The sequence below is a fragment of the Bradyrhizobium sp. USDA 4454 genome (genome assembly GCF_054822705.1).
The window spans coordinates 5,134,469-5,161,253 of the sequence record NZ_JBTRCN010000001.1; the positions used below are offsets into that span (position 1 = coordinate 5,134,469).

Consider the following 26,785-nt stretch of genomic DNA (forward strand, 5'->3'; position numbering starts at 1 on the left):
ATGGCGCGCGCATTGATGATCCAGGGAGCCGGCTCGGATGTGGGCAAGTCGCTCATCGTCGCCGGCCTCGCGCGCGCTGCCACGCGACGCGGCCTGTGCGTGCTGCCGTTCAAGCCGCAGAACATGTCCAACAACGCGGCCGTCACCGTCGACGGCGGCGAGATCGGACGCGCGCAGGCCTTGCAGGCGCTCGCCGCTGGCGTCGAGCCGCACACCGATATGAACCCGGTGCTGCTGAAGCCGGAAACCGATGTCGGCGCCCAGATCATCGTGCACGGCAAGCGCATCGCGACCGCCCGCGCGCGGGAATATGCCGCCATGAAGCCGTCGCTGATGGGCGCGGTGCTGGAGAGTTTTGGGCGTCTGAAGGATCGCGCCGACCTGGTGCTGGTCGAGGGCGCCGGCAGCCCGGCCGAGGTCAATTTGCGCAAGTCCGATATCGCCAATATGGGCTTTGCGCGCCAGGCTGATGTCCCCGTGGTGCTGGTCGGTGACATCGACCGCGGCGGCGTGATCGCGCAGCTGGTCGGCATCAAGACGGTGATCGATCCCGACGACGCCGCGATGATCCGAGGTTTCGTCATCAACAAATTCCGCGGCGATCCCTCGCTGTTCGACGACGGCTACCGCCTGATCGGAGCCCGCACCGCGTGGCGTGGCTTTGGCGTGCTGCCGTGGTTCGCTCGCGCCGGCGAGCTGCCGGCCGAAGATGCGCTCGGGCTCGGCGAGGCGCGCAAGCCCGGCCAGTGCAAGATCGCGTTTCTGGCGCTGTCGCGGATTGCCAATTTCGACGATCTCGATCCGCTCAAGCTCGAGCCCGGCGTCGATCTCGTGATGGTGCGGCCTGGCGAAGCCATCCCGGGTGATGCGCGGCTCGTCATCCTGCCCGGCTCGAAATCGACCCGCGGCGACCTCGCCTTCCTGCGTGCACAAGGCTGGGATATCGACCTGCTCGCGCATCATCGCCGCGGCGGCCATGTGCTGGGTCTGTGCGGCGGATACCAGATGCTCGGACAGATCGTCGCCGACCCCGAGGGGATCGAGGGTCCTGCCGGTGAAACCCGCGGCCTCGGACTGCTCGATGTCACGACCACCATGACCGAACAGAAGACGCTGACCCGCGTCAGCGCGGTACATGCTGCGACCGATCAACCGATCAGCGCCTACGAGATCCATATCGGGCGCACCGATGGGGCGGATCGCGCGCGGCCTTTTTCATGGCTTGGCGGCCTGGCTGAAGGCGCCGTTTCTGCCGACGGGCGCGTTCACGGCAGCTATCTGCACGGCCTGTTCACCTCGGACGATTTCCGCAAGGCGTTCCTTGCACGGCTCGACATCCCCGCGGCGGATCAGCCTTATGGCGCGAGGGTCGAGAGCGCGCTCGACGCGCTGGCCGAGCACATCGAGACCCATCTCGATGTCGAAGGATTGCTTGCGCTGGCGCGCTAGGCGTTTCGAGCGAAGTGGACACCGGTTCGCGCGAACGCAACAATCAGACCGACAGTACGGCGGAAAGGCGAGACCATTCGGTTTCGCTGCCCGGCAGACCGAGGCGCAGCCAGCCCGGCTTTAGCTGGAAGACGCGCGACCATATTTGCGCACGGGCAAGTTTCTCCTGTGCAACCAGCGCATCGCCGACGTCGTAGAGACGAAACAGCGGCGTGCCGCCGACCAGCGTCCAACCCTGCACTTGCGTCTCCGTATCGAGCCTGGCGCAGTCCTCCGCCAGACGTGCAGCAGTCGCCTTGGCCCATTCCCGATCGAGCAAGGCGCGCCGCCCGATCGCGATTGCGGCGCCGGAAACTGGCCATGGCCCTACCATTGCCGCAAGCGCAACAATGTCAGCCTCGCCGCCAACGGCGAAGCCGAGCCGCAAGCCGGCCAGCCCATAGAATTTGCCGAATGAGCGTAGGATCAGGAGGCCCGCTCGTCCCGCTTCCGACGCAAGCGAGATACCGGGTACGGCATCCGCAAAACTCTCGTCGATCACGAGCCGGCCAACGCGCGGCAGCAGCGCCAGCAGGTCGTGCCGGTCATGGCGCTGTCCATCGGGATTGTTCGGATTGACGACGACGGCGATGTCCGCTCCAGCGAGTGCGGCGAGATCGGACACCTCGGTGACGTCCCAGCCGGCCGCCGACAGCACTGCAGCATACTCGTTATAGGTCGGCCCAAGGATGCGCGCGCGCCCGCCCGGCGCCAGATGCGGCAGCAACTGAATGGCGGCCTGCGCACCGCCCATCGCCACGATCGGCGCGCTGGTGCTGTAGGCCTGCTGCGCGGCGGCGTGCAGCGTTTCGATCTCGGATCGCGATGGCAGCGCGCTCCATTGCCGTGGCTCGACGTCGACCACGGGATAAGGTACCCGATTGATCCCGGTCGACAGGTCGATCCAGTCTTCCGCAGCCCCGCCGAAGCGTTGCCGGGCGACGTCGAGATTTCCACCGTGCTCTTGCATGTGCCGCTCTTACAGCAACGCCAGGGCGACGAACACCCCGGCCAGCAGCATCATGGCGTGACGATAAAGCTTCAGGCCGGCGAGAATGTCGGCGGCAAGCGGATCGCGGGCGCCCTCGTTCAACCAAGGCTCATCGGCGACGCGACCGTGATAGATCCGCGGACCGCTGAGCCGCACGCCGAGCGCGCCGGCCATCGCCGCTTCCGGCCAACCGGCATTCGGTGAGCGATGGCGGCGCGCATCGTGCAGCATGCACGCCCACGCCTGCGAACGATCTGGGGCGAGCAGCACGAACAGGAGGCCGCTCAGCCGCGCCGGAATGAGATTGGCGAGATCGTCGATCCGGGCCGACGCCCAGCCAAACGCCTCATGCCGCTCGGTGCGATGGCCGATCATGGAGTCCAGCGTATTGATCGCCTTGTAGCCCAAAATTCCCGGCAGGCCGAACAGCGCGCCCCAGAATACCGGCGCCACGATGCCGTCGGAGGCATTTTCGGCGAGGCTCTCGATGGTCGCGCGCGCGATGCCGGCATCGTCGAGCGTTGCCGGATCGCGGCCGACGATTTGCGCGACCGCCAGACGTGCGGCCGCGACGTCGCCGGAGGTGAGCGGATTTGCTACCGCGGCGACATGGTCATGCAGCGAGCGCAACGCCAACAGCGGCCACGCCAGGACACCAACAAGAATAACACGCACCCACCCGGATGCGAGCGCGGACTGAATCGCCCAACCGATCGCTGCCGCCAGCGCGATCACCAGGATGGCCGCCGCAACACCTGCCACGCGCCGCAACGAAGGCGCATCAGCGTCCCGGTTCCAGGCGCGGTCGAGAAGATTGATCAGCCGGCCGAGCCAGGTCACGGGATGCCCGATGCGGGCAAACACCGCGGACGGCCAGCCAATCAAGGCATCCACAGCCATCGCCATCGCCATCGCACCCGCAAATCCCACTTCACCCACTCCTCGCCGCGATCCCCCTGATGCGCAAGACATCGGCCGAGTGCAAGCCCTCCGAGGCCGATTTCGGCTTTGTGTTTCCCCGCGATTGGTGGTTAGAGCGGACGTAACAGGAGATTGCATGGCGGTAATTCTGATCACGGGTGGAGCCCGCTCCGGGAAAAGCCGGCGCGCTGAACTTCGTGCGCGGAGCTTTCCGGGGCGGCGGGTCTATATCGCGACCGCCGAGGCGCTCGATGCGGAGATGAACGAGCGGATCGCAAAACATCGCGCGCGGCGGGGCAACGACTGGATCGAGCGCGAGGTGCCACTCGATCTCGTGGAGGCGCTGTCCGCGACCGATGGCGGCGGCGCAAGGCTGGTCGATTGCCTGACGCTCTGGCTCTCCAATTTGCTGCATGCGGAGCGCGACTGGTCGCGGGAGGTGGCGCGGCTGGCGGACGCGCTACAGCATCAGCGCAGCCCGGTCATTTTCGTCACCAACGAGGTCGGCCTCGGCATCGTGCCTGACAATGCACTGGCGCGGACGTTTCGCGATGCCGCCGGCCTGATGAACCAGACCATTGCCGGCGTCGCAGACGAAGTCGAATTCGTCGTTGCGGGCCTGCCCATGAAGCTTAAGTAATGCAGCTTAAATGAACTCCGAGATCGACCCAGCCAAAGGCCCCGCGATGATCTCATTCGACGACACGTTTCGCCGGCAACTGCACGAGCTGTTCGTGTGGCGGCGCGACGTGCGCCGCTTCCGGACTGATCCGCTGCCGGATGGCACGATTGAGCGCCTGATCGAAATCGCCTGCCTGTCGCCGTCGGTCGGGTTGAGCCAGCCCTGGCGGTTCGTCATTGTCGACGATGCGGCGCGGCGCCGCGCCGTCATCGAAGACTTCAAGGCCTGCAACGCCGATGCGCTGCGGTCCTATTCAGGTGAGCGCGCCGCGAAATACGCCGCGTTGAAGCTGTCAGGCCTCGAAGAGGCGCCCGGCCACCTCGCCGTGTTCGCCGACAAGACCGATCAGATCGGCTCCGGCCTCGGCCGCGCGACGATGCCGGAGACCTCAGACTACTCCGTGGTGGCTGCGATCTGCGCGATGTGGCTTGCCGCGCGCGCCGACGGCATCGGGCTCGGCTGGATCTCGATCCTCAATCCGCCCCGCATTCATACGATCCTCGATATCCCGGCCGCCTGGAAATTCATCGGCTATCTCTGCATCGGATATCCCCAGGCCGAATGCGATCGTCCGGAGCTCGAGCAGGCCAACTGGGAATCGCGGCGTGGTCCGGATGAATTCACCGTCCGGCGCTGACCAGTCTGCGGCTAGACGCGGCACCGCGACCGGCGGCGTTCACTGGCGCGCCGATATCGCCTCCCTGGTTTTTGCCCTCCCGGAGCACGACGCGATCTGCGCCGTGCATCGCGGCGCGTTTCGGACGCTGCTCGGCGCCGACCCGACGCCGCCCGCCTGCCTCCGCTATTTCGCGCGCTTTGAGGATGCGTTCAGGGCCGCGGCGCGCGCCAAGATTGAAGGCAAGCGCATCCCGGTTGCAACAAATCTGCATCTTACCAGTCGCGACATCGCCCGAAAGCTGCTAGAAGCCGACCAAATCGAACGTGGAGAACGACCATGAGCCAGTCCCAGACCGCGCAAGCCCAGCATCTGCCGGTCGCCACAAGACAGGTCGGCCGGCTTGCCCAGTCTCTGATGGCGATGACGCTCGGCCTGTTCATCGTCGGCGTGGTCGGCTTCTCGCATATCGACGTGATCCACAACGCCGCGCACGACGTGCGCCACTCCAACGCCTTCCCCTGCCACTGACCCTGTCGGCATGAGCACGTTTCGCTCGATCGTCTTCTCGTCGGTCATCGCCGGATTCATCGTTGGCTTGATCGTCACCGCGGTCCAGCAGTACGGCACCGTGCCCCTGATCCTCAGGGCCGAGGTCTATGAGAAGGCCGCCGAGCACAAGCATGAAGCCTCCACGCTGCCGCACGCTATCCTGGTGCACGATCATGCAGACGCGGCACATGGTGCGGAGGCCTGGGAGCCGAAGGACGGCCTGGAGCGCAATCTCTACACGGCGGGCGCGAATATCCTGACCGCGATCGGCTTTGCGCTGCTGCTGTGCGGCTTCTTTTCGGTGCGCAGCGGCGCCACCGGCGAGTCGATCTCCTGGCATGAGGGTCTGATGTGGGGCCTCGCAGGCTTCACCGTGTTCACCATCGCCCCGGGCCTCGGGCTGCCGCCCGAATTACCTGGCGTTCCCACCGCGCCGCTGCTCTCGCGCCAGATCTGGTGGACGATGGCGGTGCTGGCGACCTCGGCCGGCCTCGGGCTGATCGTTTTCCGGCGCTCGGCGCCGGCCGCGATCGCCGGCGTGGTCCTGATCATGCTGCCGCATTTGATCGGCGCGCCTGAGCTCGAGCATGTCGAGACCAACGTGCCCTCGTCATTGTCACATCAGTTTGTGGTCGCGGTCACACTGACCAGCCTGGTGTTCTGGTCGCTGCTCGGCAGCCTGACCAGCGCCGCGTTCGCCTATTTCGACCGGCCCGCGGAAGCCTGACCTCATCGCTCGATAGAGACTCGCGCCGCCCTTCTGCCCGGCCGCGCGTTGGGGGTTTCTTTACCATGCGCGGCCTGGACAAGGGCAATGTCCATCGCCAGGCCCTACTTTCTGCCTCACCCCATTTGCAGCAGCCGGGTTTACGCAACCTTAGACGATTTGGTCCACAGCTGGCGCGTGCACGACGCAATCGGAATGAAGCGGCCGATGTCGCAAAAGTCGAACCTCGAGGGGCACAGCCTGGCCTTCGCCGATCATGCCGCGGCTGATCTCGCGGCGCAGGCTGACGCAGCTCGCGGCGCGGTGACAGAGCGCGGCGCGATCGGCCAGTCGTCCGGTGCGTCGACAGCACAATCTTCGCGGCGGAGCCGCGCGCTGGTCGCCGCGTTGCGCGACGCCGACTGGCTGACGGCCGATCGCGTCACCGCCTTCACCCGCGTCTTCCTCCTGCTGCTCATCGGCTGCGTCGCGATCATCCCATGGGCGGCACCGACGATGGATGTCGGCCCCGACTTCGCGGCATTCTGGACCGCGGCAAAGCTCGCGCGCGAAGGCCACGCCGGCGATGCCTATGGTGATGTGGGCCGCGCCGCGGTCGCGGCCGTGCTCGGTCACAAGACCTACGCGCCGTTCTTCTACCCACCGACCTCGCTGCTGCTCTGGCTTCCCTTCGCGCTGGTGTCGTTTGCAACCGCCGCGATCATCTGGGTGGTCGCGACCGGCGCCGCCTATGCAGCGGCGGTGAGGGCCATCCTCAAGGGCGGATCGATCGTTCCCGCGCTCGCCTTTCCCGGCGTCTGGGTGTGCGCCTTGTTCGGACAGAACTCGCTGTTCTCGGCGGCGCTGCTCGGCGGATCGGCGGTGACGCTGGACCGCCATCCGGTGATCGCCGGCGTCCTGCTCGGATGCTTTGCCTACAAGCCGCAGGTCGCCCTGCTTGCCCCGCTGGTGCTGATCCTGACGCGACGCTGGCGCGCGCTTGGTGCTGCGGTCGCAACGACGCTGGTTCTCGTGCTGGCGGCCACCGCGAGCTTCGGGATCGAGCCGTGGTACAAATTTCTTGCCGTTCTGCCGGAAGCCGGCGCCTGGAGCCTCGGCGGCCAGCCCGGTTTCGAGAAGTTCGCAAGTCCCTACGCCGCAATCAGGCTGGCCGGCGGCTCGAGCAGCGTTGCCTGGGCCGTTCAGATGGCCTCGGCCGCGATCGCTATCGCCGTTCTGATCGCGACGCTGCGGAAACGCCGCGGCGGCGCGGCCGAGATCGCGCTGATGGTGGCGGCAACCGCGCTGTGCGTGCCGTCGCTCGGCAGCTACGAGATGGTGATCCTGGCGATCCCCGGCGCGTGGCTGGTCGCGCAAGCGCTTGCGCAGGGCTGGCTTCCATACGAGCGCATCGCACTTGCCGCGCTTTATGTGACGCCGTTCGCGATGGTGCCTGCGGGCGCCAACGGCCTGCAGCTGGCACCGGTCGCTGCCGCGGCCCTCGTCGCGCTGGTGGCGCGACGGATCAGGCATCTGCCCGCTTCTTGTGACGCGCCGGCCGAGATCGCCAAGCGCTGAGTTGCCCGACGGCGCGTCACGAGAATGCGAAGCTGCGTCCCCACTAAAACTGTCATCGCCCACTCGACCGGGTCGATCCAGTACGCCGCGGCTTCTCGGCTCTAGCACAGTCGTCTCTGGAATACTGGACCACCCGCTTTCGCGGGTGATGACACTGAACAAGCTGTTTGGCAGTTGAACCTGAGGCCTGCTCCGTCGTTGCGAATCCAAGCTCGCGCTAACGCACCTTCCGCCCTATTCCGTGCGCGTCAGAATCGCCTGCCGGGCCGTATGCCAGCTCTCTTCATCGGGCGCGCAGAGCAGGCCGCCGGTCAGATTGACCGGCTTGTAGGGCGATCCGTCGAAATGCGCGCTGTAGCCGCCGGCCTCACGATGCAACAACCAGCCCGCGGCGTGATCCCAGGGCATCAGCTTGTTGTAGATCAAGAGATGGCAATGGCCGGACGCTGCCATGCGATACTCATGCGCGGCACAGCGGAGCCAGGCGCTGGCGCCGAGCTTGGACAGATTGCCGGCGACGATCGCGCGCAGTGGCTCGGGCAGGAAGTTGACGCCGACCACCGCGTCCATCTGATTGACCGGCACCGCCGCGGCCACCTTCAGATCATGCCGCCTGCCGTCGGGCAGATCGAGCCACGCCCCCTCGCCGCGCAGCGCGAATGCGGTGTCGTTGCTGACGGGATCATGGATCGCGCCGAACACGATCTCGCCGCGCATGGTGGCGGCCACCATGCTGCCGAACAGCGGCAGGTTGGAGGTGAAATTCCGCGTGCCATCGATCGGATCGATGATGAAGGCGAGCTCCGCGGTTCCGACCTGATCGAGGGCGGCAGGATCGCGCGCGGTGCCCTCCTCGCCGATCACGGCGGCATTCGGGAACGCCCGCAGCAGCGCCGCCGAGATCGCCTGCTCGGCAACCTCGTCGGCCTCGGTGACGACGTCGAACGCCGATGTCTTGGTGCGGACCTCGATCTCCCGCACGCGGCGAAAGCGCGGCATGATCTCGCTGCGGCCGACCTCAGTGAGGATGTTTCCGATGGTCAGCGCATCGGCATGGGACAATTTCATGCGGCATTCTCCTGCGTTGCCCAGGCATTCTACCGCAGAAATGTGACCACGTCGCAGTCAGCGGCGCTGGTTGTAGACATCGATGCAGACGGCGCCCAGCAGGACGAGACCCTTGATGACCTGCTGATAATCGATGCCGATACCGAGGATCGACATGCCGTTGTTCATCACGCCCATGATCATGGCACCGACCACTGCACCGCCGACGCGGCCGACGCCGCCATAGGCCGAGGCGCCGCCAATGAAGCAGGCGGCGATCACGTCGAGCTCGAAGCCGAGGCCGGCTTTCGGCGTCGCGGTGTTGAGCCGGGCTGCGAACACCAGCCCGGCGAGCGCGGCCAGCACGCCCATGTTGACGAAGGTGAGAAAGGTCAGCCGCTCGGTCTTGACGCCGGACAGCTTCGCCGCCTTGGCATTGCCGCCGACCGCATAGATCTGCCGGCCGACCACGGTGCGCCGGGTCACGAAGCCATAGAGCGCGATCAGCGCGGTCATGATCACCAGCACATTGGGCAGGCCGCGATGCGAGGCGATCAGATAGGTGAAGTAGAGCACCGCACCCGCCAGCGCGATGCTCTTGACGATGAAGAAGGCGTAGGGCTCGACCTCGATGCCGTGGGCCAGCTCGCGCGCCCGGCTCTTTGCGCTGGCCAGCACCAGCATGAACGCCAGCGCGACGCCGATCAGCAACGACGTCGGGTACAAGGTTCCGGCGCTGGGAAACAGCTCGGGAATGAACCCCGACGACAGCTTCTGGAAGGTCGGCGGGAACGGCCCGACCGACTGGCCTTGCAGCACCGCGAGCGCCAGGCCCTTGAACACCAGCATCCCCGCCAGCGTCACGATGAAGGAGGGAATCTTGAAATAGGCGACCCAGTAGCCCTGTGCCGCGCCGATCGCAGCTCCCAGGAGCAGGCAGGCGACGAACGCGATCGGGTAGCCGACATGGTAGCGCACCATCAAGACCGCCGCGACCGCGCCGACGAAGCCCGCGACCGAGCCGACCGAAAGGTCGATATGCCCGGTGACGATCACCAGCAGCATGCCGAGCGCCATGATGACGATGTAGCTGTTCTGCAGCACGAGATTGGTGAGGTTGAGCGGCTGCAACAGCGTGCCGTCGGTCACGATCTCGAAGAACAGCATGATCGCAAGCAGCGACAGCAGCATGCCGTAGTTGCGCAGATTGTTCTTGATGAAGCCGGAATGCTTCGGGGCCTCGGGAAGTGACACCGTCTTGTCGGTCATTGCGCTCCGCCTCCCACCTGCACAGCATCGCCATCCACGCCGGACATCCTGACATTGCGCATGATGGCGCGCATGATCTTCTCCTGGGTCGCGTCCTCCCTGGCGAACTCACCGACGAAGGCGCCGTCATTCATCACGCAGATCCGGTCGCAGATGCCGAGCAGCTCGGGCATCTCCGACGAGATCACCACGACGCCCCTGCCCGCCTCGGCAAGCTCGTTGATGATCGAATAGATCTCGTATTTCGCGCCGACGTCGATCCCGCGCGTCGGCTCGTCGAGCAGCAACACTTTCGGATCGGTCATCAGCCATTTCGACAGCACCACCTTCTGCTGGTTGCCGCCCGAAAGGTCGCCGGTCGCCTGGTAGACGTCGGAGCAGCGGATCCGCATCCGGGTGCGGTAGTCGCTCGCGGCCTTCAGCTCGACGACATCGTCGATCACGCCGCGCTCCGACACCTTGCCGAGGCTCGCCACCGTCACGTTCTTGCGGACGTCGGCGGCCAGGATCAGCCCGAGCTGCTTGCGGTCCTCGGTCACATAGGCAAGTCCGGAAGCGATCGCGGCCGGCACGCTGGACAGATCGGCCTCACGTCCTTCGAGGCGGACCGTGCCGGTGACGTTGGTGCCCCAAGCGCGGCCGAACAGGCTCATGGCGAACTCGGTGCGGCCGGCGCCCATCAGGCCGGAGATGCCGACCACCTCGCCACGGCGCAGCTTGAAATCGACATTCTTGATCACCTGCCGCTCGGGATGCAGCGGATGATACACCGACCAGTTCTCCACGCTCATCACGGGCTCGCCGATCTCGGCGCTTCGCTTCGGAAAGCGATGCGCGAGATCGCGGTTGACCATGCTGCGGATGATACGATCCTCCTCGATCCGCTCGGTGCGGCAGTCGATGCTGTCGACGGTGCGGCCGTCGCGCAGCACCGTGATGCGGTCGGCAACCCGCGCAACCTCGTTCAGCTTGTGCGAGATCAGGATCGAGGCGATGCCCTGCTCGCGGAAGGTCAGGAGCCGATCGAGCAAGGCAGCGCTGTCGGCCTCGTTGAGACTGGCGGTCGGCTCGTCGAGGATCAAAAGGCGCACCCGCTTGGACAGCGCCTTGGCGATCTCCACCAGCTGCTGCTTGCCGACGCCGAGGTCGGTGATCAGCGTGTCCGGAGCCTCCCGCAAGCCGACCTGCGCCAGCAGCGCGGCGGTGCGCCGGTGCACCGCGTGACGGTCGATGACGCCGAAGCGCGACGGCGGATGCGACAGGAAGATGTTCTCGGCGATCGACATCAGCGGGATCAGCGCCAGCTCCTGATGGATGATGATGATCCCGAGCGCCTCGCTGTCGTTGATGTCGCGGAACCGCCGTTCCTCGCCATCGAACACGATCGACCCGTCATAACTGCCGGCGGGATAGACCCCGCTCAGCACCTTCATCAGGGTCGACTTGCCGGCACCGTTTTCTCCGACCAGGGCATGGATCTCGCCGGCTTCCACGGTGAAGCTGACGTCGCGCAGCGCCTGCACGCCGGCAAAGCTCTTGCTGACGCCGCGCATCTCAAGCATTGCCGTCATCGGATCATGTCCTGCAGCGTCGATTGGCCTTGGCGCGGTTCGCCCGGCGATCCATCCTACTCGAACTGCGAGCGCTTATAGTAGCGGCTGTCAATCAGGACTTTCTCCCAATTGGTCTTGTCCACCACGACCGGCTTGAGCAGATAGGACGGAACCACCTTGACCCCGTTGTTGTAGGTCTTGGTGTCGTTGACACTGACCTCTTTCTTGCTCAGCACGGCATCGACCATGTCGGCGGTGACCTTGGCGAGGTCGCGGGTGTCCTTGAAGATGGTCGAGTATTGCTCGCCGCGCAGCATCGCCTTGATCGAGGGCACTTCCGCATCCTGCCCGCTGATGATCGGCATCGGCTGGTCCTTGCTGCCATAGCCGACGCTCTTCAGCGAGGAAATGATGCCGATCGACAGGCCGTCATAGGGCGAGAGCACCGCATCGACGCGCTTCTTGCCGTAGAAGGCGCTGAGCAGATTGTCCATCCGCGCCTGCGCGGTCGCGCCGTCCCAGCGCAAGGTGGCGACCTTGTTCATGCCCATCTGGCCGCTGCCGACCACGAGCTTGCCGCTATCGATATACGGCTTCAGCACCGACATCGCGCCGTCGTAGAAGAAATAGGCATTGTTGTCGTCGGGCGAGCCGCCGAACAGCTCGATATTGAAGGGACCCTTGCCGTCCTTCAGCCCCAGTGCATTCACGATCGAGCTCGCCTGCAGCACGCCGACCTGGAAATTGTCGAAGGTCGCGTAGTAGTCGACATTGGGCGTGTCGCGGATCAGCCGGTCATAGGCGATCACCGTGATGCCCTGGGCCTTGGCCTGCTTCAGGACATCGGACAGCGTGGTGCCGTCGATCGCGGCAATGACCAGCACCTTGGCCCCCTTGGTCACCATGTTCTCGACCTGGGAGAGCTGGTTCGGGATGTCGTCCTCGGCATATTGCAGGTCGGTGCCGTAGCCGCGCTCCTTCAGCACCCTGACCATGTTGTTGCCGTCGTCGATCCAGCGCGCCGAGGATTTGGTCGGCATCGCGATGCCGATGGTGGCCTTGCTCTGCGCGAACGCATCCGATGCGGCCACGGAGAGACCTGCCAACGCCAGCGCGAACAACGTGGTCTTCAACTTGAACATGCTTCACTCCCTTGGTTTTTTTGAGTTGGTTTACCGTTGCCGTGGACAGCGTCAATCGACGGCTATCATTGGTGGGCTGGTCGCAGGTCTGCCGCGATGTCGGATCGCGCGGGGATCGTCACCAGCCGAAATTTTTCATCCGCGAGTCATGTCGTGGGACGGACGAGGCGCAGGAATGAAGCGGGGGATCATTGGCCGCGTGTCTCTCGGCATTGTCGGCGCGCACCAGCGTCCGCCGGAAAGCCTGGTGGTGCGGTACTTGTTTCCAGCAACCTTCGGTGGATGTTGCCCCTGCCATATGTCTGCAAGCACCGACTGGTCATTTATTTAACTGTCCGAATAAATTGATCGGCGAATGGAGCGTCATGAGGTGGTGCATCTGCCCTCAGCAACCTTTGGTCGGAGTGTGCCTCCGCTACGCTAGGGATGCAAGCATCATTTATTTCACTGAATGAATAAATTAATCGGGACTGCCAGCCGGTGCCAGCCGCAGCTTCAGGCGTCGATCTCCGAGAGATCATCGACAACCAGCAACGCCCCGGCAAAATCGTCGTCGCTGAAATAGGTGCTGCGGGTGATGACCGTGGGGATACCGGCCTGCGCCGCAGCAGCGAGGCCATTTCCGGAATCCTCGACGGCAATGCAATCCGACGGACCAAGCGCGAGCCGCGCCAACACCTCGACATAGACATCAGGGGCCGGCTTCTTCCGCGGCACGTCGTCACCGGCCACGATCGCCTCGAACAGATCGGCCCAATCCAGCCCGAGCGCGACCGAGAGCAGCGCATCGATATTGCCACGCGAGGTGGTCGTGGCGATCGCCAGGCGCTGGCCGCGGCGGCGTGCACCGGCGAGCCAGGCGCGCACCCCCGGTCGCAACGGGCAGCCGCCCGCGGAAATCAACGCGGCGTAGCGCGCGGTCTTGATCCTGTGCAAATCGGCGATCTCGGCAAATGTCAGCGACGGAACCGCGTTGCGCTTGTCGAACGCCCGAATCCGCTCCTTGCCGCCGGCCACCTGGAGCAACCGCCGGTAGGTGACCTGATCCCAGAACCAGTCGAGCCCGGCTTGGGCAAACGCCTCATTGAAGGCGCGGCGGTGCACCTCCTCGGTTTCGGCCAGCGTGCCGTCGACATCGAAGATCAAGGCGCGGGCGTTCGCAATGATGTCGCGCATCCCGGAGGTCCGGATCATTGCGAGCGCCTGGTTCATCGCCCCTCGCCCGCTCCTTTGGCGAACACGCGGCTGGCCAGCACGTCGCCGGCCTCGATCGACATCACGTCGGCGGCGGTGAGCGTGCGGTCGAGCTTCGCCACGATCCGGTTGGCCTGGCGCAGGCGGATGCGGTCGAGCGCGTTGCGGACCGAGCGCGCATTGGAGAACAGCGGCTGGTCCTTGCGGATGCCGATGTACCGGGTGAAGGCCTCGCGTGCCTCAGGGGAGAAACGATAATTCTGCTGCTGCAACATCAGCTCGGCGATCCGCAGCAGCTCGCCGTCCGAATAGTCCGGGAAGTCGATGTGATGCGCGATGCGGGAGCGGAAGCCCGGATTGCTCTGGAAGAATTTCTCCATGCGGTCGCCATAGCCGGCCAGGATCACCACCAGATCCTCGCGCTGCTGCTCCATGATCTGCAGCAGGATTTCGATTGCCTCCTGGCCGTAGTCGCGCTCGTTCTCGGGACGGTAGAGGTAATAGGCCTCGTCGATGAACAGCACGCCGCCCATCGCCTTCTTCAAGATGTCTTTCGTCTTCGGCGCGGTGTGGCCGATATACTGCCCGACAAGATCGTCGCGCGTGACGCTGATGACGTGGCCGCGGCGCACGAAGCCGAGCTTGTGCAGGATGCCGGCCATCCTGAGCGCAACCGTGGTCTTGCCGGTGCCGGGATTGCCGGTGAACGACATGTGCAGGGTCGGGAATGTCGTCGCCAGTGCCATCTTCTGCCTGACGCGTTCGACCAAAAGCAGCGAGGCGATCTCCCGGATACGGGTCTTCACCGGCTTCAGGCCGATCAATTCGGAATCGAGCTGGTCGAGCACGTCACCAATGCCGAGGTCGGCGAATTCATGCCGGAGGTCGACGGTCTCGAGCGGGGTCTCGCGGGTCTGCTCGCCGATCTTTTCTTGCGCTTGTGTCATCATCCTCTCGCTGTCAGAAAAGCTCCGTCGTCGCTGCGGCGACGACGGAGAAGTGCATCCGGACCAGACGGTCGAGGGAGCAACCCGCCTGGCTTGCCAACCGGACGCGGTCAATGATCGGCGTAGCGTTCGCCCTCCGGGCGATCGGCCGCATAGGCATGCGTCGCGTAACGCTGGTTGCGTCCGGCGGCCTCCTGGCGGTCGAGCCGGAAGCCGGGTTCCGAACGCGGCCGATTGACGATGAAGGACAGCCGCACCGATTCCCAGCCATGGCTGGAATCGAAGCCGGAGATTCGGATGTAGCTGTTACCATAGACCCGCCGGCAATCGGCGAGCTCCTTCATGATGCCGGCGGCATCGCGCAGGTCGAACATCGGCAGGCCCCACATATCCCAATAGGTGTTGCGGGGGTGCGGATCGTCGGTGAACTCGATGTTCACCGCCCAGCCCTTGTCGAGGCAGTACTGAACCTGCGCAGCGATCTGCTCATCGGTCAGATCGGGCAGGAAAGAGAAGCAGCCTTGGGTCACGCGCATGAGAACCTCCTGTCAGACCGCCATGCTCGGCGTGGGAACGAAATCGGGGGCATCGGTCGATTCGTAGTTGAAGGTGACGTCCTTCCAGACCTCGAGCGCCTCGCGCAGCGGCGTGCAGGTCTGCGCCGCCTTGGCCAGGATCTCCGGCCCTTCGTGGACGTAGTCGCGGCCCTCGTTGCGGGCGAGGATCATCGCTTCCAGCGCGACGCGGTTGGCGGTGGCGCCGGCCTGGATGCCGCGGGGATGACCGATGGTGCCGCCCCCCCGCCGCCGAATTGCAGCACGACGTCCTCGCCGAGCAGGTCGAGCAACTGGTGCATCTGGCCGGCATGAATGCCGCCGGAGGCCACCGGCATCAGCTTGTTGAGGCTCGCCCAATTCTGGTCGAAGAACACGCCGTGCTCGAGCTGCATCGGGTTGAAGTCCTCGCGGCAGATGTCGTAGTAGCCGCGCGTGGTGTTGGGATCGCCCTCGAGCTTGCCGACCACGGTGCCGGCATGGATGTGATCGACGCCGGCCAGCCGCATCCATTTCGCGATCACGCGGAACGAGACGCCGTGGCTGCGCTGCCGGGTGTAGGTCGAGTGGCCGGCCCGATGCAGATGCAGGATCATGTTGTTCCGGCGCGCCCACTTCGCCATCGACTGAATCGCGGTGTAGCCGATCACGAGGTCGATCATGACGATGTTGGAGCCGAGCTCATGGGCGAACTCGGCACGCTCGTACATGTCCTCCATGGTCGCCGCGGTGACGTTGAGATAGGTGCCCTTGATCTCGCCGGTCGCGGCCTGCGCGCGGTTGACCGCCTCCATGCAGTACAGGAAGCGCTCACGCCAATGCATGAAGGGCTGCGAGTTGATGTTCTCGTCGTCCTTGGTGAAGTCGAGCCCGCCCTTCAGCGCTTCATAAACAACACGGCCGTAGTTGCGGCCGGACAGGCCGAGCTTCGGCTTCACGGTGGCACCGAGCAAGGGGCGGCCGAACTTGTCGAGCCGCTCGCGCTCCACCACGATGCCGGTCGCCGGGCCCTGGAAACTCTTCACATAGGCGACCGGCAGCCGCATGTCCTCGAGTCGCAATGCCTTCAGCGGCTTGAAGCCGAACACATTGCCGATGATCGACGCCGTCAGATTCGCGATCGAGCCCGGCTCGAACAAATCGAGGTCGTAGGCGATATAGGCGAAGTAGCTGCCCGGCGAATTCGGCACCGGATCGACGCGATAGCACTTCGCGCGGTATTTCTCCGCGGCGGTCAGCCGATCGGTCCATACCACGGTCCAGGTCGCGGTCGAGGATTCACCGGCCACCGCCGCGCAAGCCTCGGTCGGATCGACGCCGTCCTGCGGCGTGACGCGGAACATGGCGATGACGTCGGTGTCCTTGGGCTCGTAGTTCGGCTCCCAATAGCCCATCCGCTTGTATTCCATCACGCCGGACTTGTAGCGATCCTTGCCACGCACGGTGATCGACTGCTGCATATTCATCTGAATCTCCTGTCTTTCGCCGGCCATCTGCTCAGGCGGCCTGAGTGATCTTTCCAATCTGCGGATCGAGCGCGCCGGCACGATACCGACGGGCCATCTCTGGCAGCGCCACCACCTTGATCCGGGCGGCATTGCCGGCGGTGCCGAACTGCTCGAAGCGTTCGCGGCAGAGCTCGCGCAGCGCATCCATCGCGGGCTTGAGGAATTTGCGCGGATCGAACTCGCTCTTCGATTGCACGGCGACCTTGCGGAAGGCTGCGGCCATCGCCAGCCGACAATCGGTGTCGATGTTGACCTTGCGCACGCCATGCTTGATGCCGCGGACGATCTCCTCGACCGGGACGCCCCAGGTCTGCGGCATCTCGCCGCCGAACTGGTTGAACATGTCCTGCAGCGGCTGCGGCACCGAGGACGAACCGTGCATCACCAGATGCGTGTTGGGCAGGCGAGTGTGGATCTCCTCGACCACGCGCATCGCCAGGATCTCGCCGTCGGGCTTGCGCGTGAACTTGTAGGCGCCGTGCGAAGTGCCCATCGCGATCGCCAGCGCGTCGACCTTGGTGGCGCGGACGAAATCGACCGCCTGGTCGGGATCGGTGAGCAGCTGATCGTGGCTCACCGCGCCTTCGACGCCGTGGCCATCCTCCTGCTCGCCACCGCCATGCTCGAGCGAACCCAGCACGCCGAGCTCACCCTCGACCGAGGCACCGACCCAGTGCGCCATGTCGACCACCCGGCGGGTGATGTCGACATTGTAGTCATAGTCGGCCGCGGTCTTGGCGTCGGCCTTCAGCGAGCCGTCCATCATCACGGAGGTGAAGCCATAGCGGATCGCGGTGGCGCAGGTCGCCTCCTCGTTGCCGTGATCGAGATGCAGGCAGAGCGGGATCTGCGGATACATCTCCTCCAGCGCGTCGATCATCTTCGCCAGCATGATGTCGTTGGCATAGGACCGCGCGCCGCGCGAGGCCTGGATGATGACCGGCGCGTCGCAGCAAGCCGCCGCCTCCATGATGGCGAGGCCCTGCTCCATGTTGTTGATGTTGAAGGCCGGCACGCCGTAGCCGCGTTCGGCGGCGTGGTCCAGCAATTGCCTCAATGTGATCCGCGCCATCGTGGCGTCCTCCTTTCAATTCGCTCGTTGCATGAGCTGTTGTGCTGCGGCTTTGACCGCCGCTGGCGTGATGCCGAATTCGCGGTACAGCACGTCAGCCGGCGCGGAGGCGCCGAAGCCGGTCATGCCGACGAAGGCTCCGTTGTCACCGAGACAACGCGCCCAGTCGCCTTCGACCGCGGCTTCCACGCCGACGCGCGGCGCGCTGCCCAGCACCTTCGCGCGATAGTCGCTCGGCTGCTGGCGGAACAGGTCGAAGCACGGGGCCGAGACGACCGCGGCGTGTACCCCGTCTTCCGCCAGCAGCCTTGCGGCTTCGAGCGCGATCGCCACCTCCGAACCCGTTGCAATCAGGGTGACGTCACGCGCGAAGGCCGGCTCGACCAGAACGTAGGCGCCGAGCGCGACCTGGTTGTCCTTGATATCGGTGCGAACCGTGGGCAGCGCCTGCCGAGACAGGCAGAGGATCGACGGCGAACTCTCCGCCTTCAGCGCGCAATCCCAGGCTTCCGCCGTCTCGACCGCATCGGCGGGGCGGAACACCAGCACGTTCGGGATCGCGCGCAGCGCCGCCAGATGCTCGACCGGCTGATGCGTCGGCCCGTCCTCGCCGAGCCCGATCGAGTCATGAGTCATCACATGGATGACACGAATCCCCATCAGCGCGGCGAGACGGATCGCCGGCCGGCTGTAATCGGCAAAGCTCAGGAAGGTGCCGCCATAGGGGATGAAGCCGCCATGCAGCGCGATGCCGTTCATCGCCGCCGCCATGCCATGCTCGCGGATGCCATAATGGATGTAGCTGCCGTCCAGCATGTCCGGCCGCACCGAGACCTGCGACTTCGCCTGCGTCAGGTTGGAGTGCGTGAGATCGGCCGAGCCACCCAGCAGATTGGGCAGCGCCTCCGCGATCACGTCGATGACCTGCTGCGAGGCCTGTCGCGTCGCGAGCTTCGGCTGCTCGGTCGCAAAACGCGCGACGAGCGCCGCCATCGCCTTGGCATAGGCGCAGGGCAGTTTCCGGTTCAGCGCGTCGTGGAACGGCGACCGTTCGCCCGTGTCGGCCTTGCAGGCGGCACGCGAACGCTCGATCCAGGCGCGTCGTGCATCGCGGCCACGGCTGCCGAGCTCGCGCCACTCCGCCAGCACGGCATCGGGAATTTCGAACGCCGGATACGGCCAGCGCAGCGCGCCGCGGGTCTTCGCCACCTCGTCGGTGCCGAGCGGCGCGCCATGCACCTTCTCGCTGCCCTGCCGGTTCGGCGCACCGAACCCGATCACGGTGCGGCAGGCGATCAGCGAGGGGCGATCGCTCGACCGGGCCTGCCGGATCGCCGCGGAGATGGCCTGTGGATCGTGGCCGTCGATGCGGCAGACGTTCCAGCCGCTGGCCGCAAATCGTGCCGCCTGGTCGTCCGAACAGGACAGCGAGGTGGCGCCGTCGATCGAGATGCGGTTGTCGTCGAACAGCACGATCAGCCGGTTCAGCCGCAGATGGCCGGCGAGCGAGATCGCCTCATGGCTGAGGCCTTCCATCAGGCAGCCATCGCCGGCGATCACATAGGTGTAATGGTCGACGAGATCGTCGCCGAAGCGGGCATTCATCAAGCGCTCGGCGAGCGCCATGCCGACCGCGGTCGCAATGCCCTGCCCGAGCGGCCCGGTCGTGGTCTCGACGCCGGGCGTATGCCCGTATTCCGGATGCCCCGGGGTCTGCGATCCCCACTGCCGGAACGCCTTGAGCTGATCGAGCGTCATGCTCTCGTAGCCGGTGAGATAGAGCAGCGCGTAGAGCAGCATCGAGCCGTGGCCGGCCGACAGCACGAAGCGGTCGCGGTCGGGCCAGGCCGGTTCGGCCGGGTCGAATTTCAGGAAGTCGGTGAACAGCACGGTCGCGACATCGGCCATGCCCATCGGCATGCCGGGATGGCCGGATTTCGCCTGTTCCACCGCGTCGATGGCGAGAAAGCGGATGGCGTTGGCCATCTCGTCATGGCTGACGTCGGGGCGGCTCGCAATGGACGCAAGTGCGGTCATATCGTTCGCCTCTTTCGTTCGATCAGTTGCAGGATCAGCGGGGTCAGGATCAGCTGCATCGCGAGATCGAGCTTGGCGCCGTGCACCACGATCGAATTGGCGCGCGACATGAAGCTGTTCGGGATCATCGAGAGCAGATAGGGAAAATCGATGCCGCGCGGATTCTTCAGGCGGATCACGACCATCGATTCATCTGGGGTCGGGATCCAGCGCGCGATGAACGGATTCGACGTATCGACCGTCGGCACGCGCTGGAAGTTGATGTCGGTCTCGGTGAACTGCGGGCAAATGTAATTCACGTAGTCCGGCATGCGGCGCAGGATGGTGTCGGTCACCGCCTCTGTGGAGTAGCCGCGATGGCTGCGATCACGATGCAGCTTCTGGATCCATTCGAGGTTGATGACAGGCACGACGCCGATCTTGAGGTCGGCGTGCTGCGCGACATTCACCTTGTCGGTGACCACGGCGCCATGCAGGCCCTCGTAGAACAAGAGGTCGGAATTCTCCGGCAGCGCCTCCCAGGCGGTGAAGGTGCCCGGCTTGGCGTCGTAGAGCCGCGCCTCCTCCTCGTCGTGGACATAGTGCCGCGTCGTTCCGGTGCCGGTCTCGGCATAGTCGCGAAACAGCTTCTCCAGCTCCTCGAACAGATTGGTCTCGGGGCTGAAATGGCTGAAGTGCTTGTTGCCGCTCTCCGCCTTCTCCGACATCAGGCTGCGCATCTCGACGCGGTCGTAGCGGTGGAAGGCGTCGCCCTCGACATAGGCCGCGACCACGTTCTCGCGGCGGAAGATGTTCTCGAACGTCTTCTTCACCGACGTGGTGCCGGCGCCGGAGGAGCCGGTGATCGAGATGATGGGATGCCTGCGAGACATGCGTTCCCCCTTCAGCGGAACAGGCCGCGCCGCGCGAACAGCGGGGCATCGCTGCTCTCGAACAACGGCTCGACCGTCAGGTGGATCGCATCGACGTCGCGCACGGCGCGCGTCGATCCCATGATCAGCGGCACGCGTTGATGCGGCGTGCGTGCCGACAATTCGAGGATGCGGGAGCGGCCGTTCGACGCGGCGCCGCCGGCCCATTCCATGATCAGTGCGATGGGATGCGCCTCGTAGAGCAGGCGCAACCGGCCCTCGCGATACCCCTGGCGCGCATCCGCCGGATACAGGAACACGCCGCCGCGCATCAGGATGCGGTAGGCTTCCGCCACCAGCGAGCCGATCCAGCGCATGTTGTAATCCTGACCAAGCTCGCCGTTCACCCCGGCGAGGCAGTCGTCGATGTAGTTGCGCACCGGGCCGCTCCAGTGCCGCCGGTTCGAGGCATTGATGGCGAATTCCGAGGCGTCCTGCGGCACCCGCAGGTCACGCGCGGTGAGGACGAACTCGCCGCTTCGCGGATCCAGCGTGAAGCAGTCGACACACTGGTCGAGCGCCAGCACCAGCACAGTCTGCGGACCGTAGATGAAGCAGCCGGCGGCGCATTGCGCCGTGCCGGGCTCGAAGAAGGTCGAGAGGATGTCGTTGCCCTTCGGCCGGATCGAGAAGATCGTGCCGATCGAGATGTTGTTCTCGAGATTGGCCGATCCATCGAGCGGATCGATCGCGACGCAGAGCGGCGCATCGGCATCGAGGATCTCCGGCAGCTCCGCCTCCTCCGACAGCACAGCGGCGACCGGCGCCGCGCGCAACGCCTCGCGCATCAGGCCGTCGGCGACGATGTCGATGGTCTTCTGGCGATCGCCGTCGGGATTGACGCCGCCGCTGTCGCCGCCGATGCCGGCGAGCGGCCCGGCGGCAATGGTGCGCGACAGCTCGATCGCCGCCGCCGCAAGCGCTTCGATCACCGCAACGGTCGCGGCGCGCAGCGGGTTATGCCGCGTCGGCCACTCCAGATGGGCATGCAATGCAGGACGAATCTCCACCGGCCTCTCCCTATGCTCGCGCCCTCTGTCCCGAGGCTTCGAGAGGCGACCTCAGGGAGTCGCCCTCGCCGTATCAACGCGCGAATTGCCCAATTAGGGAAATTTTATTATCTTTGGTCCGGGCAAAGTATTTCTTATGGAGCTTGTCATATGGCCGGCAACTTCTCGCGGGATCTGACCATCCGCCAGCTGCGCGCGCTGTCGACCCTGCACGAGGCCGGCTCGATCACTTCGGCGGCCAACCGGCTGAACCTGACCCAGCCGGCGGTGACGCTGCAGCTCCGCAATTTGCAGGCGCTGGCGGGATTGCCGCTGATCCAGCGCACCGGCGACGGCATGGCGCTGACCGATGCCGGCGCGCATGTGCTGGCACTGGTGGAGCGGATCGAGGCCGCGCTGAAAGACTGCGAGCAATCGCTCGACATGATCGCCGGCCGCAGCGGCGGCCGGGTTGCGATGGGCGCGGTCTCGACCGCAAAGTACTTCGTGCCGTTCGCGATCGCGGCATTCTCGCGCCGCTTTCCCAAGATCGAGGTCACGCTGCGGATCGGCAACCGCGAGGAGATCCGCGACGCGCTGCGCGGCTACGATCTCGACATCGCCGTGATGGGCCGGCCGCCGGCCGATGTCGAGGTCGAGATGAAGCCGCTCGGCCGGCATCCGCACTTCATCATCGCAGCGCCCGACCATCGGCTGGCACGGCGGCGGCACGTCGCTCCGTCCGAGCTCGCCAACGAGACCTTCATTACCCGCGAGCAAGGGTCAGGCACGCGGATGCTGATGCAACAATATTTCGAGCGGGTCGGGCTGGAGCCGAAGCTCGGCATGGCGATGGACAGCAACGAGACCATCAAGCAGGCGGTGATGGCCGGGCTCGGCATCGCCTTCATCTCGCAGCACACCGTGTTCCATGAGCTGGAGGACGGCCGGCTGGTGGTGCTCAAGATCAAGGGCCTGCCGATCGTCCGGCAGTGGCACGCGATCCGGCGCACCGACAAGATCCTGCTGCCGCCCGCGCAGGCCATGCTGGAATTCCTCGGCAAGGAGGGCTGGCGGTACTTGCCGAATTCGCGCTAGTGCCGGACCATCGACCGATCGAAAAAATCGAGTTGGTGCCGTATGTTAACCATTGAAGTTCCGGCAGACGCGTGTCACATCTGGAGTGCGGTCAGTGGCGGACCGTATCCCTGCGAGGGAGGATGAACTGCAAAACCAGTCCCCGCCGATGCCTGACTTCAAGGCGTTATTCGAGGCGGCGCCCGGCCTCTATCTGGTGCTGACGCAGCCCGACTTTCGCATCGTGGCAGCAAGCGACGCCTATCTGCGTGCCACCAAGACCGAGCGCGCCGCGGTCCTGGGGCGCCACCTGTTCGAAGTATTTCCCGACAATCCGGACGATCCAGCCGCCGACGGCGTACGGAACCTGCGCGCCTCACTGGAGCGTGTGGTCCAGTTTCGCCGTCCCGACACCATGACGGTGCAGAAATACGACATCCGCAAGCCCGAGTCAGAGGGCGGCGGATTCGAGGAACGTTTCTGGAGCCCGCGCAACACGCCGGTGTTCGGGCCGACCGGACAGTTCACCTACATCATCCATCGGGTCGAGGACGTCACCAGCTTCATCCAGCTTAAGCAGCGCGGTGCCGAGCAGGCCGAGCTGACCGACCGGCTGCGCGAGCGCACCGAGCAGATGGAAGCCGAGATCTTCATGCGCGCCCGCGAGGTCGAGGCCGCCCGCGAGCAGCTCGAAGCCGAGCAGAAGTTGCGCCAGGTGCAGAAGATGGAAGCCGTCGGCCACCTCACCGGCGGCATCGCGCACGACTTCAACAACATCCTGACCGTCATCACCGGCCTGATCGACATCCTGGCCGAGGCCGTCGAGCACGATGCCGCGCTGTCGTCGGTCACCAAGATGATCAGCGATGCCGCCTTTCGCGGCGCCGAGGTGACCAAGCATCTGCTGGCGTTCTCGCGGCAGCAGCCGCTGCAACCGCGCGAAGCCAACCTCAACACGCTGGTGCAGGACACCGCGCGGCTGCTGCGCCCGTCGCTCGGCGAGCAGATCGAGATCGACACCGCGCTCGAGCCCGACGCCTGGCCGGCCTTCATCGACCCCAACCACATGGCGACCGCGCTGCTCAATCTCGCGGTCAATGCCCGCGATGCGATGCCCGACGGCGGCAAGCTGATGCTGGAGACCAGCAACGTCATCCTCGACGAGGTCTATGCCGCCGCCAATCCCGATGTGCGGGCGGGTGAATATGTGATGGTCGCGGTCAGCGACACCGGCGGCGGAATTCCGGCAGCGATCCGCGACAAGGTGTTCGAGCCGTTCTTCACCACCAAGGACACCGGCAAGGGCACCGGCCTCGGGCTCAGCATGGTGTACGGCTTCATCAAGCAGTCCGACGGCCATCTCAAGATCTATTCCGAAGAGGGCCACGGCACCTCGATCAAGCTCTATCTGCCGCGCAGCATGGGCGACATGGTCGACGTCGAGCCGCCGCCTCCGGCCGACACCCGCGGCGGCAATGAATCCATCCTGGTCGTCGAGGACGATCCGCTGGTCCGAAATTATGTCAGCGCCCAGCTCGAGCAGCTTGGCTACCGCACCATGGTCACCGCCAACGGTCCGGAAGCATTGGCTGCGGTCGACAAGGGCTTCGTCTGCGACGTGCTGTTCACCGACGTCATCATGTCCGGCGGCATGAACGGCCGGCAGGTGGCCGATGCGGTGACCGCCAGGCTGCCCTCGGTGCGGGTGCTGTTCACGTCGGGCTATACCGAGGACGCGATCATCCATCACGGCCGTCTCGACCCCGACGTGACGTTGCTGCCGAAGCCTTATCGCAAGGCCGATCTGGCGCGGATGATCCGCCAGGTGCTGACGCAGCCTCCCGCATCGGCGGTCGCCGCCAAGTAACGCGACCTGCTTAGGACGAAAGCGCGGCGGCTCCGACCTCACGCGTCTCCGCTCTGCGTCTTGATCTGGTCGGCCGGCGCGGCGCATCCGGACAGGAACAGCGCCGCACAAGCCTTGGCGCGGGCCTCCACCTGTGCCCGCGACAGCGGTGGCCTGTGGCCGTACATCACGTCGCGTTGCGGCTGGAAGACGAGCATGCCGAGCAGCATGCCCGCGGCAGCCTGCGCGTCATCGACGGCGATCCGTCCCCGCCGCTGCTGCGCACCCAGCCACGCCGCCAATGCGCCAAGGGTCCGCTGCATCGCCTTCTCGTAGAACATCTCGGCGATGTCGGGGAATTTGTCGCTGTCGGCCAGGATGATGCGTTGCAGCGCGATGACCTCGGCATCGAGGATGAGTTCGGCGCAGGCCAGCAGCGCCCGCTCCAGGGCCGCCGCGATATCGCGGCCGTCGCAGGCGCCGAGATTGACGGTGGATATGAAGCGGTCCATCCGGTCCGTCACCGTGCCTTCGAACAGCGCCAGCTTGGTCGGGATCAACCGATAGAGCGTCTTGGTGGAGACGCCGGCGCGGCAGGCCACGTCGGCGATATTGGCCGCTGCGAACCCGCGCTCGGAGAACTCGCGGCGCGCGGCCTCATAGATCAGCGCGCGCGTCTCGTCGTCGGAGCGCAGCTGCGGTCGCCCACGGCCGCGCCGCTCCGGCACGGTTTGCACTGTCTGGTCTTTGTCGATCCGGTTCATCCGCGAGCCATGCTTTTAGATGATGACTGTCATTCTATTGACACTCCCAATATGGGCCCTATTTTGGAAAACATCAAGTTTCCTAATTAATCCCACCACCGGATGCCGAGATTTGCAAGGTCTTCCAATGGGATAGAACGGATCAGGAGCGCCGCCATGAGCCAGCATGAGACATCATTCAAGGCCGAGAGCCAGGTTCCGGCCGAGACCGCCAAGCAATTGATCGCCACCCCCGAAGCCGCCAAGCCTCCTGCCGCCAAAGGCAAGCTCCGCCGCGTGCTGCTGGCCGGCGCAGCGCTTGCCGTCCTTGCGGGCGGGGCCTGGTACGGCTGGGATTACTGGACGGTCGGCCGTTTCCAGATCTCGACCGACGACGCCTATGTGAAGGCCGACAACACCACGATTGCGCCGAAGGTTTCCGGCTATCTCAGCGCGGTGCTGGTCGGCGACAACGAGCATGTGCGCGCCGGCCAGATCCTGGCGCGGATCGACGAGCGCGATTTCAAGGTCGCGCTGGATCAGGCCAAGGCCGACGTCGCCGCTGCGGACGCTGCGATCACCAGCAAGCGCGCGCAGCTCGACGTGCAGCAATCCGTGATCGAAGCGGCCCGCGCGACGCTCGCCGTCGACACCGCGAACCAGACTTTTGCCGAGCAGGAGAACAAGCGCTACACCGATCTCGCCGGCACCGGCTTCGGCAGCGTGCAGAACGCGCAGCAGGCGCAGTCGCGCTACGCCAGCGCGCAGGCCGCCGTCGCCCGCGATACCGCAAACCTCGCCTCCGCGCTGCGTCAGGTGGAGCTGCTCAAGGCCGACATTGCCCAGGCCATCGCGGCGCAGGCGCGCGCCACCGCGCTCCAGCATCAGGCCGAATTGAACCTCGGCTACACCACCATCACGGCCCCGATCGACGGCGTGGTCGGCAATCGCACCTTGCGCACCGGCCAGTTCGTGCAGGCCGGCACCCAGCTGATGTCGCTGGTGCCGGCCACCGGCGCCTATGTGATCGCGAACTACAAGGAGACGCAGCTCACCAATGTCCGCAAGGGCCAGCCGGTCGAGATCGCGGTCGACATGTTCCCGGGACAGGTGGTGCGCGGCCATGTCGACAGCCTGGCACCCGCCAGCGGCCAGGAATTCGCGCTGCTTCCGCCTGATAATGCCACCGGCAACTTCACCAAGGTGGTGCAGCGCATCCCGGTGAAGATCGCGCTCGACGCGACGCCGGTCGAGTTGCGGCCCGGCATGTCCGTGATCCCGAGCATCGCGACCGCATCGCAACCGGCCGAGGCGCCGCGCTCCAGCGCCTCTCCCAAGCTCGCAGTCGCCGCGTTCAAGTGA

24 protein-coding genes and 1 pseudogene are annotated in these 26,785 nt (G+C 65.4%); 10 read left to right on the forward strand and 15 right to left on the reverse strand.

Annotation, left to right across the window (positions count from 1 at the left end; translation table 11 throughout):
- Entirely contained in the window at window positions 1-1,449 is a 1,449-nt protein-coding gene (locus ACVIW0_RS24015; RefSeq protein WP_461354590.1) for a cobyric acid synthase, read from the forward strand.
- Window positions 1,450-1,492: 43 nt separating this feature from the next.
- Here the strand turns inward: ACVIW0_RS24015 and cobD are convergent, their stop codons facing one another.
- A complete protein-coding gene (cobD, locus tag ACVIW0_RS24020; RefSeq protein WP_461354591.1) occupies window positions 1,493-2,458 on the reverse strand; it encodes a threonine-phosphate decarboxylase CobD in 966 nt (321 codons plus the stop codon).
- A 9-nt stretch (window positions 2,459-2,467) separates the two neighbouring features.
- A complete protein-coding gene (gene cbiB / locus ACVIW0_RS24025; RefSeq protein ID WP_461354592.1) occupies window positions 2,468-3,391 on the reverse strand; it encodes an adenosylcobinamide-phosphate synthase CbiB in 924 nt (307 codons plus the stop codon).
- 145 nt (window positions 3,392-3,536) lie between these two features.
- Between cbiB and cobU the strand changes: the two genes are divergently transcribed.
- The 6 genes from cobU (at window position 3,537) to ACVIW0_RS24055 (ending at window position 7,534) form a co-directional block, all read left to right on the forward strand.
- A complete protein-coding gene (cobU, locus tag ACVIW0_RS24030) occupies window positions 3,537-4,040 on the forward strand; it encodes a bifunctional adenosylcobinamide kinase/adenosylcobinamide-phosphate guanylyltransferase (RefSeq protein ID WP_461354593.1) in 504 nt (167 codons plus the stop codon).
- A 46-nt stretch (window positions 4,041-4,086) separates the two neighbouring features.
- A complete protein-coding gene (gene bluB / locus ACVIW0_RS24035) occupies window positions 4,087-4,719 on the forward strand; it encodes a 5,6-dimethylbenzimidazole synthase (RefSeq protein ID WP_461357409.1) in 633 nt (210 codons plus the stop codon).
- Window positions 4,697-5,041, forward strand: coding sequence for a hypothetical protein (locus tag ACVIW0_RS24040; RefSeq protein ID WP_461354594.1), 345 nt, complete (start codon window positions 4,697-4,699; stop codon window positions 5,039-5,041). Before bluB ends, ACVIW0_RS24040 begins: the two co-directional genes overlap by 23 nt.
- Entirely contained in the window at window positions 5,038-5,229 is a 192-nt protein-coding gene (locus ACVIW0_RS24045) for a CbtB domain-containing protein (protein WP_021082128.1), read from the forward strand. The genes ACVIW0_RS24040 and ACVIW0_RS24045 overlap by 4 nt, the downstream gene beginning before the upstream one ends.
- Window positions 5,230-5,239: 10 nt before the next feature.
- Window positions 5,240-5,977, forward strand: coding sequence for a CbtA family protein (locus ACVIW0_RS24050; RefSeq protein ID WP_461354595.1), 738 nt, complete (start codon window positions 5,240-5,242; stop codon window positions 5,975-5,977).
- Window positions 5,978-6,184: 207 nt separating this feature from the next.
- The gene (locus ACVIW0_RS24055; protein WP_461354596.1) at window positions 6,185-7,534 is read left to right on the forward strand and encodes a glycosyltransferase family 87 protein; all 1,350 of its coding nucleotides are present in this window, start codon (window positions 6,185-6,187) and stop codon (window positions 7,532-7,534) included.
- A 234-nt stretch (window positions 7,535-7,768) separates the two neighbouring features.
- Here ACVIW0_RS24055 and ACVIW0_RS24060 read toward each other — a convergent pair whose 3' ends face one another.
- From ACVIW0_RS24060 to ACVIW0_RS24115, 12 genes and pseudogenes are all read right to left on the reverse strand, one after another.
- The gene (locus tag ACVIW0_RS24060; RefSeq protein ID WP_461354597.1) at window positions 7,769-8,602 is read right to left on the reverse strand and encodes an inositol monophosphatase family protein; all 834 of its coding nucleotides are present in this window, start codon (window positions 8,600-8,602) and stop codon (window positions 7,769-7,771) included.
- A 57-nt stretch (window positions 8,603-8,659) separates the two neighbouring features.
- On the reverse strand, window positions 8,660-9,850 hold the full coding sequence (mmsB, locus tag ACVIW0_RS24065; protein ID WP_461354598.1) for a multiple monosaccharide ABC transporter permease: 1,191 nt from the start codon (window positions 9,848-9,850) through the stop codon (window positions 8,660-8,662).
- Complete coding sequence (gene mmsA, locus ACVIW0_RS24070) at window positions 9,847-11,421, reverse strand: multiple monosaccharide ABC transporter ATP-binding protein (protein ID WP_461354599.1); 1,575 nt, start codon at window positions 11,419-11,421, stop codon at window positions 9,847-9,849. The genes mmsB and mmsA overlap by 4 nt, the downstream gene beginning before the upstream one ends.
- Window positions 11,422-11,477: 56 nt before the next feature.
- Window positions 11,478-12,545: a multiple monosaccharide ABC transporter substrate-binding protein gene (gene chvE / locus ACVIW0_RS24075; protein WP_461354600.1), complete on the reverse strand. Its 1,068-nt coding sequence runs from the start codon at window positions 12,543-12,545 to the stop codon at window positions 11,478-11,480.
- 495 nt (window positions 12,546-13,040) lie between these two features.
- Window positions 13,041-13,757: an HAD family hydrolase gene (locus ACVIW0_RS24080; protein ID WP_461354601.1), complete on the reverse strand. Its 717-nt coding sequence runs from the start codon at window positions 13,755-13,757 to the stop codon at window positions 13,041-13,043.
- The gene (gene cbbX, locus ACVIW0_RS24085) at window positions 13,754-14,686 is read right to left on the reverse strand and encodes a CbbX protein (RefSeq protein ID WP_461354602.1); all 933 of its coding nucleotides are present in this window, start codon (window positions 14,684-14,686) and stop codon (window positions 13,754-13,756) included. The genes ACVIW0_RS24080 and cbbX overlap by 4 nt, the downstream gene beginning before the upstream one ends.
- Before the next feature lie 110 nt (window positions 14,687-14,796).
- Window positions 14,797-15,222 carry a ribulose bisphosphate carboxylase small subunit gene (locus ACVIW0_RS24090; RefSeq protein WP_461354603.1) on the reverse strand — a complete coding sequence of 142 codons (426 nt, stop codon included), beginning with the start codon at window positions 15,220-15,222 and terminating at the stop codon, window positions 14,797-14,799.
- Window positions 15,223-15,234: 12 nt separating this feature from the next.
- Window positions 15,235-16,700 (reverse strand): annotated as a pseudogene (locus tag ACVIW0_RS24095) (form I ribulose bisphosphate carboxylase large subunit).
- A gap of 37 nt (window positions 16,701-16,737) precedes the next feature.
- Window positions 16,738-17,820: a class II fructose-bisphosphate aldolase gene (fba, locus tag ACVIW0_RS24100; RefSeq protein ID WP_461354604.1), complete on the reverse strand. Its 1,083-nt coding sequence runs from the start codon at window positions 17,818-17,820 to the stop codon at window positions 16,738-16,740.
- A 15-nt stretch (window positions 17,821-17,835) separates the two neighbouring features.
- Window positions 17,836-19,857 carry a transketolase gene (tkt, locus tag ACVIW0_RS24105; protein WP_461354605.1) on the reverse strand — a complete coding sequence of 674 codons (2,022 nt, stop codon included), beginning with the start codon at window positions 19,855-19,857 and terminating at the stop codon, window positions 17,836-17,838.
- The gene (locus tag ACVIW0_RS24110) at window positions 19,854-20,729 is read right to left on the reverse strand and encodes a phosphoribulokinase (RefSeq protein ID WP_461354606.1); all 876 of its coding nucleotides are present in this window, start codon (window positions 20,727-20,729) and stop codon (window positions 19,854-19,856) included. Before ACVIW0_RS24110 ends, tkt begins: the two co-directional genes overlap by 4 nt.
- An 11-nt stretch (window positions 20,730-20,740) precedes the next feature.
- Complete coding sequence (locus ACVIW0_RS24115; protein ID WP_461357410.1) at window positions 20,741-21,772, reverse strand: class 1 fructose-bisphosphatase; 1,032 nt, start codon at window positions 21,770-21,772, stop codon at window positions 20,741-20,743.
- Window positions 21,773-21,928: 156 nt separating this feature from the next.
- On the opposite strand from ACVIW0_RS24115, the gene ACVIW0_RS24120 reads away from it, so the two are divergent.
- The gene (locus ACVIW0_RS24120; protein WP_461354607.1) at window positions 21,929-22,855 is read left to right on the forward strand and encodes a LysR family transcriptional regulator; all 927 of its coding nucleotides are present in this window, start codon (window positions 21,929-21,931) and stop codon (window positions 22,853-22,855) included.
- A 148-nt stretch (window positions 22,856-23,003) separates the two neighbouring features.
- Complete coding sequence (locus ACVIW0_RS24125; protein ID WP_461357411.1) at window positions 23,004-24,701, forward strand: ATP-binding protein; 1,698 nt, start codon at window positions 23,004-23,006, stop codon at window positions 24,699-24,701.
- A gap of 38 nt (window positions 24,702-24,739) precedes the next feature.
- Here ACVIW0_RS24125 and ACVIW0_RS24130 read toward each other — a convergent pair whose 3' ends face one another.
- Entirely contained in the window at window positions 24,740-25,444 is a 705-nt protein-coding gene (locus ACVIW0_RS24130) for a TetR/AcrR family transcriptional regulator (protein WP_461354608.1), read from the reverse strand.
- Between the two features lie 156 nt (window positions 25,445-25,600).
- Here ACVIW0_RS24130 and ACVIW0_RS24135 point away from each other — a divergent pair, with 156 nt between their 5' ends.
- Entirely contained in the window at window positions 25,601-26,785 is a 1,185-nt protein-coding gene (locus tag ACVIW0_RS24135; protein ID WP_461354609.1) for an HlyD family secretion protein, read from the forward strand.

Bases quoted from the DNA above. Each gene is read 5' to 3' on its own strand.
- ACVIW0_RS24015 (WP_461354590.1), top strand. From the start codon at position 1: ATGGCGCGCGCATTGATGATCCAGGGAGCCGGCTCGGATGTGGGCAAG.
- cobD (WP_461354591.1), bottom strand. From the start codon at position 2,458: ATGCAAGAGCACGGTGGAAATCTCGACGTCGCCCGGCAACGCTTCGGC.
- cbiB (WP_461354592.1), bottom strand. From the start codon at position 3,391: ATGGCGATGGCGATGGCTGTGGATGCCTTGATTGGCTGGCCGTCCGCG.
- cobU (WP_461354593.1), top strand. From the start codon at position 3,537: ATGGCGGTAATTCTGATCACGGGTGGAGCCCGCTCCGGGAAAAGCCGG.
- bluB (WP_461357409.1), top strand. From the start codon at position 4,087: ATGATCTCATTCGACGACACGTTTCGCCGGCAACTGCACGAGCTGTTC.
- ACVIW0_RS24040 (WP_461354594.1), top strand. From the start codon at position 4,697: ATGAATTCACCGTCCGGCGCTGACCAGTCTGCGGCTAGACGCGGCACC.
- ACVIW0_RS24045 (WP_021082128.1), top strand. From the start codon at position 5,038: ATGAGCCAGTCCCAGACCGCGCAAGCCCAGCATCTGCCGGTCGCCACA.
- ACVIW0_RS24050 (WP_461354595.1), top strand. From the start codon at position 5,240: ATGAGCACGTTTCGCTCGATCGTCTTCTCGTCGGTCATCGCCGGATTC.
- ACVIW0_RS24055 (WP_461354596.1), top strand. From the start codon at position 6,185: ATGTCGCAAAAGTCGAACCTCGAGGGGCACAGCCTGGCCTTCGCCGAT.
- ACVIW0_RS24060 (WP_461354597.1), bottom strand. From the start codon at position 8,602: ATGAAATTGTCCCATGCCGATGCGCTGACCATCGGAAACATCCTCACT.
- mmsB (WP_461354598.1), bottom strand. From the start codon at position 9,850: ATGACCGACAAGACGGTGTCACTTCCCGAGGCCCCGAAGCATTCCGGC.
- mmsA (WP_461354599.1), bottom strand. From the start codon at position 11,421: ATGACGGCAATGCTTGAGATGCGCGGCGTCAGCAAGAGCTTTGCCGGC.
- chvE (WP_461354600.1), bottom strand. From the start codon at position 12,545: ATGTTCAAGTTGAAGACCACGTTGTTCGCGCTGGCGTTGGCAGGTCTC.
- ACVIW0_RS24080 (WP_461354601.1), bottom strand. From the start codon at position 13,757: ATGAACCAGGCGCTCGCAATGATCCGGACCTCCGGGATGCGCGACATC.
- cbbX (WP_461354602.1), bottom strand. From the start codon at position 14,686: ATGACACAAGCGCAAGAAAAGATCGGCGAGCAGACCCGCGAGACCCCG.
- ACVIW0_RS24090 (WP_461354603.1), bottom strand. From the start codon at position 15,222: ATGCGCGTGACCCAAGGCTGCTTCTCTTTCCTGCCCGATCTGACCGAT.
- fba (WP_461354604.1), bottom strand. From the start codon at position 17,820: ATGGCGCGGATCACATTGAGGCAATTGCTGGACCACGCCGCCGAACGC.
- tkt (WP_461354605.1), bottom strand. From the start codon at position 19,857: ATGACCGCACTTGCGTCCATTGCGAGCCGCCCCGACGTCAGCCATGAC.
- ACVIW0_RS24110 (WP_461354606.1), bottom strand. From the start codon at position 20,729: ATGTCTCGCAGGCATCCCATCATCTCGATCACCGGCTCCTCCGGCGCC.
- ACVIW0_RS24120 (WP_461354607.1), top strand. From the start codon at position 21,929: ATGGCCGGCAACTTCTCGCGGGATCTGACCATCCGCCAGCTGCGCGCG.
- ACVIW0_RS24125 (WP_461357411.1), top strand. From the start codon at position 23,004: ATGCCTGACTTCAAGGCGTTATTCGAGGCGGCGCCCGGCCTCTATCTG.
- ACVIW0_RS24130 (WP_461354608.1), bottom strand. From the start codon at position 25,444: ATGAACCGGATCGACAAAGACCAGACAGTGCAAACCGTGCCGGAGCGG.
- ACVIW0_RS24135 (WP_461354609.1), top strand. From the start codon at position 25,601: ATGAGCCAGCATGAGACATCATTCAAGGCCGAGAGCCAGGTTCCGGCC.